This is a genomic window from Bacillus cereus, assembly GCF_002577405.1.
Classification (GTDB): domain Bacteria; phylum Bacillota; class Bacilli; order Bacillales; family Bacillaceae_G; genus Bacillus_A; species Bacillus_A cereus_AU.
This window is the reverse complement of record NZ_NULR01000006.1, coordinates 238,816-257,048: the sequence shown is the minus strand read 5'-3', so window position 1 is coordinate 257,048 and position 18,233 is coordinate 238,816. Positions and strand designations below refer to the sequence as shown.

Below are 18,233 nucleotides of genomic sequence, written 5' to 3'. Positions count from 1 at the left end.
ACCCCGTATTTATTATTCTTGATTTTTCTTCCACTTTGTAAATTCAAGAAATTCACGAAACTGTTCTTTGGAGACACCGGAGCTCATTGCATCTTTAACGAGCTGTGTCCATTCGGAGTCTAGGTTAGTTTCCGTTGTTGTTTCATCGTGAAGCAAAGTATCAACTGGAATTTGTAGAACTGCTGCGATTTTTTCAAGAAACTGAATGGAAGGGTTTTTTTGTAAATTTCGTTCTATGGAACTAATGTAAGATTTAGCGACACCAGCTTTTTCAGCGAGTTCTGTTAATGAAATGCCTTTTTGTAAACGAAGGCGTTTTATACGTTCTCCAATCATATTTGCGCACCTTTCTATCAATGTGTAGTCGTCTGATGATGTCATTATTATAACATAAACTTCGTTAAAAAGAACAAGGCTATTGAGCCTGGCTCGTTTGCTTCATACGTTGGAAAAAGTGTTCGATATCTTTCAGGGCGATACCAGCATCTAGAGCTTCAAGCATTAAATCAATCCATTCTTGGTCCAGTGCGTCTGTCTTATCTTTGTACAAGTGTAATTCCTCCCTAATTATTGGTCATAATTGCTGCTACAGAATAAATGATAATGAATCGAATTTTGTATTTTATGTATCGAATTATCAAGTATTGTGTAGATAAAACAAAGATAAAATCCCCATTAAACTCCCTCAATGGAAATAATTATAAATTGTTCGTCATAATTTTTCAATATTTTCAGAAAATATTGTTGAATTGTGATATATTCGTATGCTAACTATGGAATTTTTACAAATATATTAAAAAAATTACATAATAAAACTAAATATTGAAAAAATATTGAATTTTTAATAAAATTCAATTTGTAATACATATTATTTATTTAGGGGAGGAAATAAGGGATGAAAAAGAAACCATTTAAAGTGTTATCATCAATTGCTTTAACAGCGGTTTTAGGTATTTCATTCAGCGCTGGTAGCCAATCTGCTTATGCTGAAACGCCTGTAAGTAAAACAGCTACGAGCCCAGTTGATGATCATTTGATTCCAGAAGAAAGATTAGCAAATGCGCTAAAAGAACGTGGGGTAATTGATTCGTCAGCTTCAGAGACAGAAACAAAGAAAGCTGTCGAAAAATATGTAGAGAACAAAAAAGGTGAAAATCCTGGGAAAGAAGCAGCAAATGGGGACCAGCTTACGAAAGAAGCATCTGACTTTTTAAAGAAAGTGAAAGATGCGAAAGCAGATACAAAAGATAAAGTAGATCAACCTGCAACGGGTACACCTGCAGCGACAGGCCCAGTTAGAGGCGGACTAGATGGTAAAGTACCAACTTCTCCAGCAAAGCAAAAAGCATATAACGGTGAAGTTCGTAAAGATAAAGTACTCGTTTTACTTGTAGAGTACGATGATTTCAAACATAACAATATCGATAAAGAGCCTGGTTATATGTATTCTAACGATTTTAATCAAGAACACTATGAAAAAATGTTATTCGGTAACGAGCCATTCACATTAGATGATGGAAGTAAAATCGAAACGTTTAAACAATATTATGAAGAGCAATCTGGTGGTAGTTACACTGTAGATGGAACAGTTACAAAATGGTTAACAGTTCCTGGTAAAGCTGCTGATTACGGTGCTGATGCAGCAACAGGTCATGATAATAAAGGACCAAAAGGACCACGTGATTTAGTAAAAGATGCATTAAAAGCAGCTGTAGATAGCGGTCTTGATTTATCACAGTTTGATCAATTCGACCAATATGATATAAATGGCGATGGAAATCAAAATCAACCGGATGGTTTAATTGACCACTTAATGATTATTCATGCGGGTGTTGGACAAGAAGCTGGCGGCGGTAAATTAGGTGATGACGCAATTTGGTCACATCGCTGGACAGTTGGACCAAAACCATTCCAAATTGAAGGTACACAAGCGAAAGTTCCATATTGGGGCGGAAAGATGGCAGCGTTCGACTACACAATTGAACCAGAAGATGGCGCGGTTGGTGTATTCGCACACGAATATGGTCATGATTTAGGTCTTCCAGATGAGTATGATACACAATATAGCGGTAACGGTGAGCCAGTTGAAGCTTGGTCTATTATGAGTGGCGGAAGCTGGGCTGGTAAAATTGCAGGAACAACACCGACGAGCTTATCACCACAAAACAAAGAATTTTTCCAGAAAACAATCGGTGGTAACTGGGCAAATATCGTAGAAGTAGATTACGAGAAATTAAATAAAGGTATCGGTCTAGCAACATATTTAGATCAGAGTGTTACGAAATCTAACCGACCAGGTTTGATTCGTGTAAACTTACCTGATAAAGATGTAAAAACAATTGCACCAGCATTTGGTAAACAATACTATTACAGCACAAAAGGTGACGATCTTCATACAAAGATGGAAACACCACTGTTTGATTTAACAAATGCAACGACTGCAAAATTTGATTTCAAATCATTATATGAAATTGAAGCAGAGTATGACTTCCTTGAAGTACACGCTGTAACAGAAGACGGTCAACAAACGTTAATTGAAAGAATTGGTGAGAAAGCAAATAGTGGAACTGCAGCTACGACAAATGGACAATGGATCGACAAATCATATGATTTAAGCCAATTCAAAGGTAAGAAAGTAAAATTAACATTTGATTACATTACTGATGGTGGTTTAGCATTAAATGGATTCACTCTTGATAATGCTTCATTAACAGTAGATGGTAAAGTTGCATTCTCTGATGATGCAGAAGGTGCACCACAATTCAAATTAGATGGTTTCGCTGTTTCTAACGGAACAGAGAAGAAAGAACATAACTACTATGTAGAGTGGAGAAACTACGCTGGTTCAGATAACGCATTGAAATTTGCTCGCGGTCCACAATATAACACTGGTATGGTTGTATGGTATGCGGATTCAGAGTACACAGATAACTGGGTTGGCGTACATCCAGGACACGGTTTCCTTGGTGTAGTTGATTCTCACCCAGAAGCAATTGTAGGAACTTTAAATGGTAAACCGACAGTTAAGAGTAGTACACGATTCCAAATCGCTGATGCGGCGTTCTCATTCGATAAAACGCCAGCTTGGAAAGTTGTATCTCCAACGCGTGGAACGTTTACGTATAATGGCTTAGCAGGTGTACCGAAGTTTGATGATTCTAAAAAGTATATTAATGAGCAAATTCCAGATGCAGGACGTATTTTACCGAAGCTTGGTCTGAAGTTTGAAGTAGTAGGACAAGCTGATGATAACTCTGCAGGTGCTGTTCGTTTATACCGTTAATACCATAAAACTACCGGGAGATTTTCTTTCGGTAGTTTTTTGTGAGCAATGAATTTTATATAAAAGGAAAAATTATATATAATGTAACTTTACGAATAAAAAAAGTTCTATATAAATAATGAAAGAATTGGATAAAGTGAAACTTTAATCAGTGGGGATTGTCTTCTGCTGATTATTAACCCGCACCAAGTGGATTTTTACGGGCAGCTAGACTCTCGTCTAACTTCCACGAGTTCGCTAGATTTTGAGGTGGGAGTCTTACTGTCCGTTTATAGCGGGATAAAAATAGTGGGAGAAGGTGAATGAATGAGTGTTTCTTCTATTGTAAGTAAGCAAAAGAAATATTTTTTAAAAGGGCATACGAGAAGCATAGAAACAAGAAAAAATAATTTGAAGAAGCTTTATGATGGAATTCAGCGTTTTGAAGAAGAGATATTTGAAGCTTTGAAATTAGATTTAAATAAATCAGTTCACGAATCATTTACAACAGAAATTGGATATGTATTAAAAGAAATTTCTTTTCAATTGAAACATATCTCATCGTGGAGTAAACCGAAGCGTGTTCGAACAGCGCTCACTCATTTTGGGTCAAAGGGAAAAATAATACCAGAACCGTATGGTGTGACGCTTATTATTGCACCGTGGAACTATCCGTTTCAATTAGCAATTGCACCACTTGTAGGAGCATTGGCAGCTGGCAATACAGTCGTTTTAAAGCCGTCAGAATTAACGCCTAACGTTTCAAAAGTTCTTATGAGAATGTTAGATGAATTATTCCAAGAAGAGCTTGTAGCGGTAGTAGAGGGTGGTATTGAAGAGAGTACAGCTTTGCTGAGGGAACCATTTGATTATATTTTCTTTACTGGTAGTGTGGGTGTTGGAAAAGTTGTGATGGAAGCAGCTGCGAAGCAATTAACGCCTCTTACGTTAGAACTTGGTGGTAAAAGCCCATGTATTGTACATAAAGATGCAAAAATAGATGTAACAGCAAGACGGATTGTTTGGGGTAAGTTTTTAAATGCAGGCCAGACGTGTGTAGCGCCTGATTATATGTATGTCCATTCTTCTGTAAAAGAACAGTTAATCGAGGCATTACGACATGAAATTACGGAGCAGTATGGGGAAAACCCACTGAACAATGAAAGTTATGTACGAATTGTGAGTGAGCGTCATTTTGAACGGTTATGTACATTTTTGAAAGATGGTAAAACCGTAATCGGTGGGAATTATAAAAAAGAAACGTTGCATATTGAACCGACAGTAGTAACAGACATTACATGGCAAGATGCAGTTATGGAAGATGAAATTTTTGGTCCGATTTTACCAATTGTAGAGTATGACAACATAGAAGAGGTAATTGAAACAATTCAGCAACATCCGAAGCCGTTAGCGTTATATGTATTTTCTGAAGATAAAGAAATGCAAAAGAAAGTGACGAGTAATATTTCGTATGGCGGAGGCTGTATTAATGATGTTGTCTATCATCTTGCAACACCATATTTGCCTTTTGGTGGCGTCGGAAGTAGTGGATTAGGTAGTTATCATGGGGAAGAAAGTTTTCGGACTTTTTCACATTATAAAAGCATTTTAGCCCAATCTACGGCATTCGATATGAAAATTCGTTATTCTTCTACAAAAAGTGCTTTAAAATTCATACGAAAGTTGTTAAAATGATGATGGTGTTTATCAGTAGGCGTAGCCGTATGATAATAGCCCCTTCGCAATGGAAGGGGTTTTTCTGTTCGACGTTATGTATCATGCGAAAATGAATCAAACATACTACATAAAGAATAGAAGCGAACGCTTGCTAAATAATCATTTTTGTTTGGATCGAAACAAAAAATAGTCTATAGAACATAAATATTTATTCATGAATATAAAAATTAAAATTTAAGGTAGATAGGACGGGAAAATGAAAAAGATTATTAAAGTTGAAGCAGTAGAAAAACATTTTGGAAATCAAGTGATTATCCCACCTCTTTCTTTAGATATTAAAGAAGGAGAATTTTTAACAATTTTAGGACCAAGTGGTTGCGGGAAAACGACGTTACTTCGTATGATCGCGGGTTTTGAAACGCCAACTAAAGGGAATCTTCTATTAGATGATGAAAAGATTAACGATTTGCCGCCATACAAGCGTCATATGAACTTAGTGTTCCAACATTATGCACTATTCCCGCATATGAACGTGGAGAAAAATATTTGTTTCGGTATGAAAATGCAAAAAGTACCAGCAGCGGAGCAGAAAGAACGTGCTGAAGAGGCAATGCGTTTAACGCAGTTACTTGAATTCCGTAATCGCAAACCTTCAAAGCTCTCTGGTGGACAGCAGCAGCGTGTAGCAATTGCAAGAGCAATTGTAAACAATCCACGTGTATTACTATTAGATGAGCCACTTGGAGCACTTGACTTTAAGTTACGAAAAGATTTGCAACGTGAATTGAAGAACTTACAACGTAATTTAGGAATTACGTTCATATACGTAACACACGATCAAGAAGAAGCGATGAGTATGAGTGATCGTATTGTTGTTATGAATAAAGGGCATATCGAACAAGTCGGCACGCCGAAAGAAATTTATAATCAACCGAAAACATTGTTCGTTGCGACGTTCATCGGTGAAAATAATATCGTGAAAAATGGGGAAAACTACGTAGCAGTTCGCCCTGAAAATGTAAAGGTTCGTTCGGTTGAAGAGCCAATTTTAAAAGAATACCATCTTGGACATATTGAAGATGTTGAGTTTGTTGGAAATATGGAAAAGCTTTATGTACGTGATGAGAAAACATCAGAATTACTAATGGCATATCAAACTGCTGAAGAAGCAGCACAGTGGAACATTGGAGATAATGTATATGTAGGCTGGGAGCAAGAGGACGAGGTGACCTTAAATTGAAAAAAGGGAAATTACTCGCATTACCTACAGTCGTATGGCTGTTACTCTTTTTCCTAATTCCGCTTCTGTTCGTACTCGCATTTGCCTTCATGCAGCGCGGAGCATACGGGACAGTGGAAATGAAATTTACATTAGATAACATAGCGCGCGTGTTTGACCCATTATATATGGGGACGTTATGGGAAACAGTGAAAATTGCGGTTATTACGACAGTACTCTGTTTAGTAATTGGTTATCCATTTGCTTATACAATTACAATTGTTGATCGTAAATATCGTTCTATTCTTTTATTATTGGCAACGATCCCGTTTTGGATTAACTTCCTTGTTCGTTCATACGCATGGATTGTTATTTTACGTTCACAAGGTCTTGTAAACACATTGTTATTGAAACTAGGTATTATTAGTGAACCTTTAAATTTACTATATAATACACCTTCTGTAATACTCGGAATGGTATATTCTTTATTACCATTTATGATTTTACCAGTGTATGCGGCAATTGAGCAGCTGGATAAGCGTAAGCTAGAGGCAGCTTATGATTTAGGGGCAACACCAGCAAAGGCATTTTGGAATGTAACAGTACCGATGACGATGTCAGGGATTGTGACTGGTTCTATTTTAGTATTCGTCTCTTCTATCGGAATGTTTGTTGTATCAGACGTTATGGGTGGATCAAAAGTAGCGTTAATCGGAAACGTAATTCAAAATCAATTCTTAGGCTCGCGTGACTGGCCGTTTGGTTCCGCGTTATCTCTGATTGTTGTTCTATTCTCTGTTCTGTTAATTTACTTATATTATCGTGCAACGAAAATATATAAATATGATGGAAACGGAGGGGAATAGGCAAAGATGAAGAAGTTTTTAGTTTCTTATTCTTGGTTAATTTTATTGTTTTTGTATTTTCCAATGATGGTTTTAATGGTATATTCCTTCAACGATTCGCGCATTAATGCAGAATGGGAAGGCTTTACATTCCATTGGTATACAGATTTATTTCAAAAACAAGATGTTATTGATGCGTTTATAAATAGTATGACGATTGCAGTTATAACGACGGTTGTAACGACAATTCTTGGTGTGTTTTTTGCGATTGCCTTACATCGTTACAAATATCGTTTTGAAGGGGCAATTAATGGTCTTGTATACTTACCAATTTTAATTCCTGATATTTTAATGGGATTATCTTTACTAATCTTATTTAGTCAATTAGGTATGGAACTTGGACAAGTAACGATTATTATTTCTCATATTACATTTAGTATTTCATTTGTTGTTGTTATTTTAGCAGCCCGTCTTTCTAGTATGGGACGTGATTTAGAAGAGGCTGCAAATGATTTAGGGGCAACACCGTGGCAAACGTTTCGCTATGTAACATTTCCAGCAATTGCACCGGGAGTTGTTTCAGCAGCATTATTAACATTTACATTATCAATTGATGATTTTGTAATTAGTTTCTTCGTATCAGGACCAGGATCAACAACATTGCCATTATACATTTACAGTATGGTTAAGCGCGGAGTATCACCTGAAATTAATGCCCTGTCTACAATTTTAATTGTCGTTATCGTAGGATTAATGGTTCTATCTGAAATCTTCCGTAACAAAGGTGCAGATGGTGAAGAAAACTCTGGAGGACACCTTCCTTTATAATACGAATGATATAGAAAGTACGAGGAGGTAATAAACCGATGAAATTAGTGAAAACATTAGCTGGCGCAGCTATTAGCTTTGGCCTTGTTGCATGTGTACTTGCGGGCTGTGGTGAGAAGAAAGAAGAATTAAATATTTATAGTTGGGCTGACAACTTTGATGAGCAAGTTTTAAAAGATTTTGAAAAGAAATATAACGTGAAAATTAACTATGATAAATACGCAAGTAACGAAGAAATGCTTGCGAAATTACAAGCTGGTGGCGCGACGTATGATTTAATTCAGCCATCTGATTACATGGTGAAAACAATGGCGAAGATGGACTTATTAGAGCCATTAGACAAGAAGAACATCCCGAACATTGACAACCTTGTTTCTAACTTCAAAACACCTGCGTTTGATCCAGAGAATAAGTATTCTCTAGTATATACTTGGGGTGTGACAGGCATTGCATACAATAAAAAGTATGTGAAAGAAACACCTACAAGCTGGGCAGATTTATGGGACGAGAAATATAAAGGGCATGTTACTTTATTAAACGATTCTCGTGAAGTGCTGGGAATGGGGCTTAAAAAGAATGGATTCTCAAATAGCACGAAAGTTGATGCAGAGTTAAAGACAGCGTCAAATGATTTACAGAAGCTACTTCCAAACTTATTAGCATTCGATACAGATAATATTAAACAAAAATTTATTACAGAAGATGCTTGGATTGGGACTGTATGGTCTGGAGACGCAGCATTTATTGCGAAAGACAATAAAGATGTAGGATACGTTGTACCAAAAGAAGGCGGCACAATTTGGGCTGACACGTTAGCAATTCCAAAAGGTGCGAAACATAAAGAACTTGCAGAGAAGTTTATGAACTACTTATTAGATGAAAAAGTAAGTGTGAAAAACTACGAGTCAATTGGTTACAGTAATCCAAATGAAAAAGCCTATCCTCTACATAGTAAAGAATATCGTGATAATGAGATGATTTTCTTAACGAAAGAGGAATTAGATCGTACAGAATGGCTTGTTGATGTAGACGATAAGTTAAAAGACTATGATCGTTACTGGACAGAGTTAAAAACAAAAGGTAAATAAGTAAGGAAATGCGGTTTCTAAAATAGAAATCGCATTTTTTCATAAGTAGGAGGAAATCGTTTGAAGAAGAAGTTACATCAATATGAGATAATGTGTATCGGTTTATTACTTGCTGTATTTAGTATTATTGCTTGGCGCGTACATGCAGGTGGCGTTACAGTGATGGATACATATGTCCGTGGATTGGTAAAAGGGTTACAGACAGAAGGCTCACTTACATTTTTCTCATATTTTACAAAGATGGGATCTGAGATTGGGATCATAACTACGCTCGTTATAAGTTTGCTCGTTTTTTGGAAGAAGCGTTATTATGCTGCGATGATTGTGTATCCAGTAGGTATTTTAGTAACGCATCTTGTGAATAAAGGGATTAAAGAAATTGTGAAAAGAGACCGTCCGTCATTAAATGAAGCGCTAGATGCACTTGGATATAGTTTCCCTAGTGGACATGCAATGCTATCCATTATGACATTTGGTTTTCTTGCTTATATCATTGCTGCAAATTTGAAGAGTGTAACGGGGAAATATGTCATAACGATTTTGCTAGGTATATTAATCATATTGATTGGATTAAGTAGAATTATTTTAAATGTACATTATCCAACTGATATTTTAGCTGGTTACTGTTTCGGTGGCATTTTGTTAATTATAGCAATTTATTTTCATCGCTTGCTTACCGAAAGGCTTGGGCTTAATAACGAGAGATAGAAAAACGTCTAAAAAAACTATCATTATAGTTTTTCTAGACGTTTTTTGTTTATGTGAAGATGTGATACAGTATAAATGACAATTGAATTATTTAAAGTAGGTGAAAATGTGTGAAGACAAATGTACATAAAGTTGATAAGTGGGGGAAGTTAGGAGCTTTTTTGTATCAGTTTCGTTATACGGTAATTGTAGCGTTACTATTGCTTGCGATAGCACTCGGTATTTTTGCTCCAAAGCTGCCGGGAGTATTAGGCGGTGATGGGTTCCAAACAGAAGGAGATTATCAAAAAACAAAAGAAATTTTAGATAAAGATTTTAAGAGGTCCCAAGATACACTCCTACTCGTTTTTGAAAAAAACAAGGATGCTTCGCATGAGGAGTTCCAAAAGCAAATAGAGAAAATTGTAAAGACTGTTCAAGAGAAAGAGACATATGAAACTTTCCATCATCCAATAGAGAATAAAGAGATGTTACAGGATGATATCGGCTATGCAACAATTTTATTTTCCGGGAAAACAAATAAAGAGCGAATGGAAAAGACATTACAATTTGCTGATAAAATTGAAAAGGAAAGTAATGAAGCACTAAAAGTAACACCTACAGGTTTTCCGAAAATTAATCAAGAGATCAATGAAAGAACACAAAATGATTTAAAAGTAGCAGAGATGATTGGTTTACCAATTGCATTTCTCGTATTACTATTTTCATTTGGTAGCCTTTTGGCATCTATTTTACCGATTGTAAATGGGGCGCTTAGTGTTATTAGCACGATGGGCATATTATACTTTATCGGTATTGATAAAGAATTATCTATTTTCGTATTAAATGTTGCACCGATGATTGGACTTGCACTGTCCATTGATTTTGCACTATTATTTGTGAACCGTTTTCGAGAGGAAGTTGCAAAACGAACGGTAAAAGAAGCGATAGCAATTACATATCAGACAGCGGGGCGCGCCATTGTATTTTCGGGATTATGTGTATTTGTCGGTTTGTCTGGTTTGTTTTTCTTTAAGATAGATTATATTCAGTCTGTCGCAATTAGCGGAATGATTGTTGTGATTATGAGTATTTTATTTTCACTCACACTTCTTCCGGCGCTATTATCGTTAATTGGTAAACGAATATTAAAAAAGAATCAAGTAGCGCATACGCCGGCAAAGGCGTGGCGTAAATTTGCACAATTTGTAATGAAACATCCAATCGCAATGATTATTGTTGTTACAACATTTATTGTGATTTGTTTATTGCCGTTACGTACTGCGAATTTGCAGTTCCCTGATGTGGAAGCTCTACCTAAACAGAGTGATACAAGGATTGCATATGAAAAGTATGAAGAAGCATTTAATAAAATTGTCAAAACACATGCGGATGTTACGTTAGTGGTAGAGACGAAAAAAGATATGAAAGAAAAAGAAAGTTTACAAAAGATAGAAGAAGTCGTTCAAAAGTTAAAAGATGATAAGAAAGTACATGAAGTAAGAAGTTTATACGACGGATTACCTGGAATGAAAGCAGAGCAAGTTGCTGGAATATTACAGTCGCCAGAAGCCGCGAAACTAGCTCCTGTATTTGAAGTGTACACGAAAGAAAATAAGACAACGATAGAAGTCTTTTTGAAAACAAAACCACGTACGGAAACTGCTAAACAGTGGGTTCGTGATTTTAAAAAGAATTATAAAGAAACAGATGTTACATACTATCTAGGCGGGATGACGACGTTCCAACAAGAGTTAGAAGATGAAATTAAAGATAAAGTTGCAATTGGTATGTCTGTTATATTTGGATCGACCTTTGTAATATTATTATTTGCATTTCGTTCTATACTCATTCCAATTAAGGCTATTATTATGAATATACTTAGTTTAAGCGCAACAATTGGAATTGTTGTTTGGTTATTTGAAGGTGGTCATTTTGGTTTAGAAGCGAGTCCTGTTCTATTTGTATTACCAATCTTCATTTTCGGTCTCGTATTTGGGCTTAGTATGGATTATGAAGTATTTCTTATTTCACGTATTCATGAGATCTATGAAGAAACAGGAGATAATGATCAAGCAACGTTAGAAGGGCTCGTTTCAACGAGTAGAATTATAACGTCAGCTGCTTTAATTATGATTGTTGTAACGGGTGCGTTCGCATTTACTGATATTTTACCAGTAAGGCAAATGGGTCTTGGTGTGGCATTAGCGATATTTCTTGATGCAACAATTATTCGTCTTATGCTTGTACCAAGCTTAATGAAGTTATTTGGGGACTGGAACTGGTGGCTGCCGTTTCGAAAAAAACGAGAAAAATCATCGTGAAAAACACTCATCATATTGATGAGTGTTTTTTTATGAATAGCAAAGCCTACATTTTGCAAATAGTATGTGATAAGAACATTACATAATAAGTAGGTGAAGGCAATGTTTCGTTATTTTAAGTTTAAGTTAAATGATACAGTACAGTTTGCTGAGAACGATGGGCATATGTATCGCATTGTCGGTTATCGGTTAGAAAAAGGGTTTTATCCAAAAGATGAATGGACTCATATTATTTATGAACTGCTTAGAGACTTTGATGGGTATACGATGGATGCGGAAGAGGAGGAACTTGTAAAGGTCATTCAAGTAGAGGATGAGTATTACAAAATACAAGAAGTATCAGGCTATCGTTATCCAGTAAAAATGAAGCAAAAACAACAATTGATAAAAGTAGAAAAGATGGATGACTTATTAGATACGTATAACGACTATAAACGATTGGCGGATTTCTTTAAAGATTTATCTTATGAACAAAAAGCTGAAGAATTATTGCGGGAAATGAAAAGACTTAGAGCGTGAGGGGGACAGTCTACTATAAGACTGTCCTCTATTTTTGGCGGTGCATCAAAGTGTGTTTTCCGTTACAATGAGAGAATCAATAGAAATAAGGTGATACAATATGGAAACAAAGAAGAAGGGCGAATGGTGCGAAATTACTGTTCCAACTAAATGGAGTGGTATAAGTATTGAATCGCTATTAAAAGTAGAATGGGAAATACCGAAAAAATTATTACACCAGCTTCGTATGGAAAAAGGTGTTACTGTTAACGGAGAACAGAGAAGGTGGAATGAGCTTTTAAAAGAGGGCGATAAATTACAAATTCATATGTTTATTGAGGAAGAGTACGGTGTAGAACCAGAGTATGGTGAGTTACATGTAGTATTTGAAGATGATCACGTACTCATCGTAAATAAACCAGAGAAAATGGATACGCATCCTTCTGAAAAAGGTGGAACGGGAACACTTGCAAACCTTGTTGCGTTTCATTTTCAAATGCAAGGTTTAGAAACGAAAGTTCGTCATATTCATCGCTTAGATAAAGATACAACAGGTGGTGTTGTGTTTGCCAAGCATAGAATTGCTGGTGCGATTATGGATCGTTTATTAATGGAACGAAAAATTAAGAGAACGTATGCGGCGCTTGTTGAAGGGAAAGTAAAAAAGAAGCAGGGAACAATTGATGTAGCTATTGGAAGGGATCGACATCATGCTACGAGACGTCGAGTTTCTCCAAAGGGGGATGAAGCTATAACTTACTATAAAGTAGAAAAATACTTTAAGAAGCAAGATACAACATTCATCACGTTACAATTAGAAACAGGTAGAACGCATCAAATTCGTGTTCATATGAGCTATAATGGTAACCCGTTAGTAGGGGATGTATTATATGGTGGACAAACAAAATATATGTCAGCGCAAGCGTTGCATGCAATGAAAATTAATTTCCTACACCCAATTACGAAAGAAGAGATAGAAGTTGATGTACCATTTCCTACAAAATTAAACAATACTCTGAAAGAATTTCAAAGAGTGAATGCGTAAAATGTAAATATCAATTTGAGAAAAGTAGATTTTTGCAGGAATTTCTCTAAAAGAAGCGAAGCCGTTAAGAGAAAAGAGAGGTGAGAATCACTTGGTCAAATATAAATATATACTAGGAATATGTTTCGCTTGTCTCTTAGTTACTCTATGTCTCTATCCATATTTACCAAACCGTATGGCAGTGCATTGGAATGAAAATGGCGGGCCGAACGAGTTTATGAATAAACAAGTTGTAGTATTATTTATTCCTTGTCTTATTATTTTCTTACATGGATTCGTGTATATTATTTCACATAATATATATAAGTTTAATGAAAGAGAGCATTTTATTATAAGAGGGTTTATAAAGACGATTACTTTATTTATGTTGTTTATCCATATGCTCATTCTCTTTATTAATTTTGGAAGCATTATATCTTTTCAGACAGGATTAACGATTGGGATTAGTATGTTTCTTTTTATGCTTAGTAAAGAGTTTAAAAAAGTTAAGAGTACGGAGAAAGATCCAATCAAATTACAAAAGATTCGTTTAGTGAGTAGGCGGATTTTTCAAGTGATGGCATGTGGTATATTATTTTCATTATTTTTGAACTTGAAGTGGGGATTTTATGTGTTACTTAGTGTAATAAGCTGTGGTTCTATTTTGTTTATGTTCTACATTTTATATTCCTACATAATAGAAAGTTACGAAACTTAAAAAAGAGTCTTCTCGTTATGAGAAGACTCTTTTAATCTATTTATTTCGTAATAAATTGTTGTGTCCAGTAGTTTCCATTTTCTACATAGCCAACACCAATGTGAGTGAAGCCACTATTTAAGATGTTTGCACGGTGTCCAGCGCTGTTCATCCAAGCTTGTACTACTTCTTCAGGTGTACGTTGGCCTTGAGCGATGTTTTCACCTGCAGATGTATAAGAAATACCAAATTTCTTCATCATGTCAAACGGAGACCCGTATGTAGGGCTGTTATGATCAAAGTAGTTATTTTTCTGCATATCTTCAGATTTAATACGTGCTACTTTGCTTAATTCAGTATCGATTTTTAGTGCTGGTAAGCCTTGTTTTGTACGCTCAGCGTTTGTTAATTCAACAACGCGTTGTTCGAACTCACTTAAAGATTTTGCTTCTTCAGCAGGCTTTTCAGCAGGTTTTTGTGTTTCGTTTTGAGTGTTATTATTTTCAGCTGGTTTTGAAGCTTCTGGTTTTTGAACTTCTTCAGCAGGCTTTTGTTCAGCAGGTTTTTGCTCAGCAGGATTTTGAGCTTCTGGCTTAGCTGTTGGTTGCTCAGTTACAACATTTTCAGTAGGTTGTTGAACAGGAATATTGCAATTTGGTTGGAAGTTTCCTTGTTGCCATTGTGCTAATGATTCAACTCCCATAGATTGTAAGAATGCTTGTAATTCTTGTTGGCTCATTTGCTTCATCATTACTTTTGAATGCTGAATATTTTGAACCTTTATGTTAGATGGTTGTACTGTTGCAGCTTGTGCATCTAAAGATGATACTCCTAGAGTAAGAGCTGTTGCAGCAGCTACAGATAATAAAACACGCTTTTTCATGATGTGTGTCCCCCTATATAAAGTTTTAATTTGTTTTCACACGATTTGTTTTTGACAGCCTGTCTGACTGACAAATTCATCGTAGCATACAATTTACGAGAAAAAAGATGGAAAAAAATTCATAGACTTAAAAATTACCTAATTTATCCTAAGTGAAGAAAAGGAAAGAAATAAGAGAAACGTAGAGTATAAAAGGAATTTTCAGCATCTGTATACTTCGTTTTAAGAGGGGATTTTTGGATAAAGTTACCTAAATAGAAAATGAAGAATCCTATTGTATCAATGGTTTGAGCGGTTTTTCGAGGAATATAATGGATTGATTTTTACAAAACTGTAATGTTTCTGTTGTTCTTTTTTATAATAAAGTAACATATTTTTAATGTTGTAGCGGACAAAAAAGCGGCTATCTCTTTACATAGACGAAGGAGATAGCCGTTTTCTTATTATTACGTATGTTACGAGTTGGTTTCAATTGCTTCTAATAATAGATCTACAATGTGAATTCCTCTCATTTTATGAGAAAGTCCTTCTCGCTCAATACCTAATTTCATTTGTAATAAACAACCTGGATTGGCAGTAACAATGGTTGCTGCGTCTGTTTCATGTACACGGTCCATTTTGTAATCTAGAAATTCCATTGATAACTCTGAATGAACAATATTGTAAATACCAGCAGAACCACAGCAGCGATCCGCGTCTTTCATTTCACGGTATGTTGCACCTTGGATTGCTTCTAGTAACATACGAGGTTCAGAAGATGTTCGCATAACATTGCGTAAGTGACAAGAATCTTGATACGTAATAATTTGCGGCGTGAGTCGTAAGTCATTGCGTTTATGGAAATCTAATTCTACTAGTATAGCAGTAATATCTTTAATTTTAGAAACAAACTGCTTTGCACGTTCAGCCCACTTAGGATCATCTTTTAAAAGATAGTCATAGTCTACGAGGTAAGCTCCGCAACCACCAGCATTCGTAATAATATAGTCAACGTTTAAATCTTCGAATGCTTTTATATTTCGTTTCGCTAATTCTTTTGCTCCACTCTTTTCACCAGCATGCCCGTGTAATGCCCCGCAGCAGTTTTGTGTTTTCGGAATAACGACATCACAACCAGCTAACTGAAGAAGTTTCATCGTTGCGTTATTCGTTTCTAAAAACATTGTATCCATTAAACAGCCTGTGAAGAATGCAACTTGTTTTTTCTTTGTGCTTTCAGCAGGTAAAAATGTAGGGCGATCTTTCATTGCTTTCATTTTAGGGACTTTTGGTAAAACTAAATCCATCGTTGCAAGTGTTTCAGGGAATAACTTCATAATACCTGTTTTATGTGTTAGCGATTGTAAACCAGAGCGCTGATAAAATCCAATGAGTCCTGTTAATGTTCTCATTCGATTTTGATGTGGGAATAGTCCTTCAAAAACGACTTTACGAACGGCTCTTACTGGCATTGAGAACTTTTTATTTTGATTAATAATATCACGAGCTTCTTCTAATAAATGTCCATAGTTCACACCAGATGGACAAACAGGTTCGCAAGCACGACAGCCAAGGCAGACGTTTAATGTATTTTCAACATCTTCATCTGGCTCAATTAAACCATCAACGACTGCTTTCATTAATGCGATACGACCGCGTGGGGAATGTGATTCTTTATACCCAGATTGAATGTAAGTAGGGCAAGTAGGTAAGCAGAAACCACATCGCATACAGTTTAGTAACTCATCTTCACTTAATCGTTCTTTAAATTCCTTTTGAATGTTTTCTTTATTTAATGTAGTCATCGTTCAACCACCACTCTTTTACGAGTGTCTTTTGCGAACATCTTTCCTGGATTCATAATGTTATTCGGATCGAATGCTTGCTTTATACCTTGCATAGCTGCAATACCCTCTTTACCTAGTTTCATTTCTAAATAGGGAGCTTTCATTGCACCAACACCATGTTCACCAGTAATCGTGCCGCCAAGTTCAATTGCTTTCGCAAATATTTCAGCAAAAGCTTGTTCAGCACGGTGCATTTCTTCTTCATTGCGGGCATCTGTCATACAAGTTGGATGTAAATTACCATCACCAGCATGTCCAAACGTACAAATAGGAATATTATATTTTTTTGCAATTGTATTAATCGCTTCAACCATCGGAGCGATTTGTGAGCGTGGTACAGTTGCGTCTTCTAATATTGTAGTAGGTTTTAACCTAGCAAGCGCAGATAAAGCACTACGGCGAGCAGTACGAAGCGCATCTGCTTCCGCTTCATCTTTTGCAACGCGAACATCAACTGCGTTCATAGAGCGGCAAACGTTAGCCATGTTTTCAATATCTCGATTGACAACTTCAGGCGGACCGTCTTGTTCGATTAATAAAATTGCTTTTACATCGGTAGGTAAACCGATTTGCGCAAACTCTTCTACTACTTCAATTGTCGGTTGATCTAAAAATTCCAGTGTCGCTGGAATGATTTTATTTGCAATAATAGAAGAAACAGCACGTGCAGCTTCATTAATATCTTCATATAGTGCAAGCATTGTTTTCTTCGTTTCAGGCATAGGAACAAGTTTTAATATCGCTTCTGTTACTACACCAAGTGTTCCTTCAGAACCGATAAATAAACGAGTTAAATCGTAACCAGCTACATCTTTTGCTAATTTACCGCCAGTACGGATAATATCTCCATTTGGTAAGACAAGTTCAAGTCCCATTACATAATCACGTGTTACGCCATATTTTAATCCGCGCAATCCACCTGAGTTTTCATTAATGTTTCCACCGATTGTAGAAATCTTCATCGAACTTGGATCTGGTGGATAAAATAACCCTTTGTCCTCAACTGCTTTAATAATATCAAGTGTAATAACACCCGCTTGTACAGTAATTGTTAAATTTTCTTCATCAATTTCTAAAATGTTGTTCATATGGCGGAAAATAAGGACGATACCGCCTTCAAGTGGACATGTTCCTGCGCAAAGGTTTGTTCCAGACCCGCGAACATATACAGGAATTTTGTGAGTGTTACACACTTTTAACACTTCAGCTACTTCATTTGTATTACGAGGAGCAATGACTGCATCAGGCATTGCTTGGAAGTTTGGAGTGGCATCATAACTATAAGTTAAACGCCCCATATTGGATGTATCTACATTATCTTCGCCAACAATGGATACGAATGAATCAATAATTTGCTTTTCTAACATTGGAAATC

16 protein-coding genes are annotated in these 18,233 nt (G+C 36.0%); 11 read left to right on the top strand and 5 right to left on the bottom strand.

Annotated features, from left to right (window positions below; all coding sequences use genetic code 11):
* Positions 1–12: 12 nt before the first annotated feature.
* Both COC96_RS09700 and COC96_RS09695 read right to left on the bottom strand, forming a co-directional pair.
* On the bottom strand, positions 13–336 hold the full coding sequence (locus tag COC96_RS09700; RefSeq protein WP_098269097.1) for a helix-turn-helix domain-containing protein: 324 nt from the start codon (positions 334–336) through the stop codon (positions 13–15).
* Positions 337–415: 79 nt separating this feature from the next.
* A complete protein-coding gene (locus COC96_RS09695) occupies positions 416–550 on the bottom strand; it encodes an anti-repressor SinI family protein (protein ID WP_098269098.1) in 135 nt (44 codons plus the stop codon).
* A gap of 345 nt (positions 551–895) precedes the next feature.
* Between COC96_RS09695 and inhA1 the strand changes: the two genes are divergently transcribed.
* The 11 genes from inhA1 to COC96_RS09640 all read left to right on the top strand — a co-directional run bounded on the left by inhA1 (position 896) and on the right by COC96_RS09640 (position 14,170).
* Positions 896–3,283 (top strand): M6 family metalloprotease immune inhibitor InhA1, encoded by a 2,388-nt coding sequence (inhA1, locus tag COC96_RS09690; protein WP_098269099.1) that lies wholly within the window; start codon positions 896–898, stop codon positions 3,281–3,283.
* 306 nt (positions 3,284–3,589) lie between these two features.
* The gene (locus tag COC96_RS09685) at positions 3,590–4,957 is read left to right on the top strand and encodes an aldehyde dehydrogenase (protein ID WP_098269100.1); all 1,368 of its coding nucleotides are present in this window, start codon (positions 3,590–3,592) and stop codon (positions 4,955–4,957) included.
* A gap of 238 nt (positions 4,958–5,195) precedes the next feature.
* Positions 5,196–6,179, top strand: coding sequence for a spermidine/putrescine ABC transporter ATP-binding protein PotA (gene potA / locus COC96_RS09680; RefSeq protein ID WP_098269101.1), 984 nt, complete (start codon positions 5,196–5,198; stop codon positions 6,177–6,179).
* Complete coding sequence (potB, locus tag COC96_RS09675; protein ID WP_097903449.1) at positions 6,176–7,024, top strand: spermidine/putrescine ABC transporter permease PotB; 849 nt, start codon at positions 6,176–6,178, stop codon at positions 7,022–7,024. The genes potA and potB overlap by 4 nt, the downstream gene beginning before the upstream one ends.
* A 6-nt stretch (positions 7,025–7,030) precedes the next feature.
* On the top strand, positions 7,031–7,831 hold the full coding sequence (potC, locus tag COC96_RS09670) for a spermidine/putrescine ABC transporter permease PotC (protein ID WP_002117251.1): 801 nt from the start codon (positions 7,031–7,033) through the stop codon (positions 7,829–7,831).
* Positions 7,832–7,869: 38 nt separating this feature from the next.
* The gene (locus COC96_RS09665) at positions 7,870–8,919 is read left to right on the top strand and encodes a polyamine ABC transporter substrate-binding protein (RefSeq protein ID WP_098269103.1); all 1,050 of its coding nucleotides are present in this window, start codon (positions 7,870–7,872) and stop codon (positions 8,917–8,919) included.
* A 60-nt stretch (positions 8,920–8,979) separates the two neighbouring features.
* Positions 8,980–9,627, top strand: a complete 648-nt coding sequence (locus COC96_RS09660; RefSeq protein ID WP_141535944.1) for a phosphatase PAP2 family protein — start codon at positions 8,980–8,982, stop codon at positions 9,625–9,627.
* Positions 9,628–9,737: 110 nt separating this feature from the next.
* On the top strand, positions 9,738–11,930 hold the full coding sequence (locus tag COC96_RS09655; protein ID WP_098269104.1) for an MMPL family transporter: 2,193 nt from the start codon (positions 9,738–9,740) through the stop codon (positions 11,928–11,930).
* Between the two features lie 102 nt (positions 11,931–12,032).
* Complete coding sequence (locus COC96_RS09650) at positions 12,033–12,449, top strand: histidinol dehydrogenase (protein WP_098768692.1); 417 nt, start codon at positions 12,033–12,035, stop codon at positions 12,447–12,449.
* Between the two features lie 100 nt (positions 12,450–12,549).
* Positions 12,550–13,473 (top strand): RluA family pseudouridine synthase, encoded by a 924-nt coding sequence (locus tag COC96_RS09645; RefSeq protein ID WP_098269105.1) that lies wholly within the window; start codon positions 12,550–12,552, stop codon positions 13,471–13,473.
* A gap of 91 nt (positions 13,474–13,564) precedes the next feature.
* The gene (locus tag COC96_RS09640; RefSeq protein ID WP_098269106.1) at positions 13,565–14,170 is read left to right on the top strand and encodes a DUF1648 domain-containing protein; all 606 of its coding nucleotides are present in this window, start codon (positions 13,565–13,567) and stop codon (positions 14,168–14,170) included.
* A gap of 40 nt (positions 14,171–14,210) precedes the next feature.
* Here the strand turns inward: COC96_RS09640 and COC96_RS09635 are convergent, their stop codons facing one another.
* The 3 genes from COC96_RS09635 to glcD form a co-directional block, all read right to left on the bottom strand.
* Positions 14,211–15,032: a CAP domain-containing protein gene (locus COC96_RS09635; RefSeq protein ID WP_098269107.1), complete on the bottom strand. Its 822-nt coding sequence runs from the start codon at positions 15,030–15,032 to the stop codon at positions 14,211–14,213.
* Positions 15,033–15,487: 455 nt separating this feature from the next.
* Positions 15,488–16,816: a (Fe-S)-binding protein gene (locus COC96_RS09630; protein ID WP_098768691.1), complete on the bottom strand. Its 1,329-nt coding sequence runs from the start codon at positions 16,814–16,816 to the stop codon at positions 15,488–15,490.
* Entirely contained in the window at positions 16,813–18,225 is a 1,413-nt protein-coding gene (glcD, locus tag COC96_RS09625) for a glycolate oxidase subunit GlcD (RefSeq protein WP_098768690.1), read from the bottom strand. The genes COC96_RS09630 and glcD overlap by 4 nt, the downstream gene beginning before the upstream one ends.
* Between the last annotated feature and the right edge of the window lie 8 nt (positions 18,226–18,233).

Bases quoted from the DNA above. Each gene is read 5' to 3' on its own strand.
- COC96_RS09700 (WP_098269097.1), bottom strand. From the start codon at position 336: ATGATTGGAGAACGTATAAAACGCCTTCGTTTACAAAAAGGCATTTCA.
- COC96_RS09665 (WP_098269103.1), top strand. From the start codon at position 7,870: ATGAAATTAGTGAAAACATTAGCTGGCGCAGCTATTAGCTTTGGCCTT.
- potC (WP_002117251.1), top strand. From the start codon at position 7,031: ATGAAGAAGTTTTTAGTTTCTTATTCTTGGTTAATTTTATTGTTTTTG.
- COC96_RS09650 (WP_098768692.1), top strand. From the start codon at position 12,033: ATGTTTCGTTATTTTAAGTTTAAGTTAAATGATACAGTACAGTTTGCT.
- COC96_RS09685 (WP_098269100.1), top strand. From the start codon at position 3,590: ATGAGTGTTTCTTCTATTGTAAGTAAGCAAAAGAAATATTTTTTAAAA.
- COC96_RS09635 (WP_098269107.1), bottom strand. From the start codon at position 15,032: ATGAAAAAGCGTGTTTTATTATCTGTAGCTGCTGCAACAGCTCTTACT.
- inhA1 (WP_098269099.1), top strand. From the start codon at position 896: ATGAAAAAGAAACCATTTAAAGTGTTATCATCAATTGCTTTAACAGCG.
- COC96_RS09630 (WP_098768691.1), bottom strand. From the start codon at position 16,816: ATGACTACATTAAATAAAGAAAACATTCAAAAGGAATTTAAAGAACGA.
- COC96_RS09645 (WP_098269105.1), top strand. From the start codon at position 12,550: ATGGAAACAAAGAAGAAGGGCGAATGGTGCGAAATTACTGTTCCAACT.
- glcD (WP_098768690.1), bottom strand. From the start codon at position 18,225: ATGTTAGAAAAGCAAATTATTGATTCATTCGTATCCATTGTTGGCGAA.
- potA (WP_098269101.1), top strand. From the start codon at position 5,196: ATGAAAAAGATTATTAAAGTTGAAGCAGTAGAAAAACATTTTGGAAAT.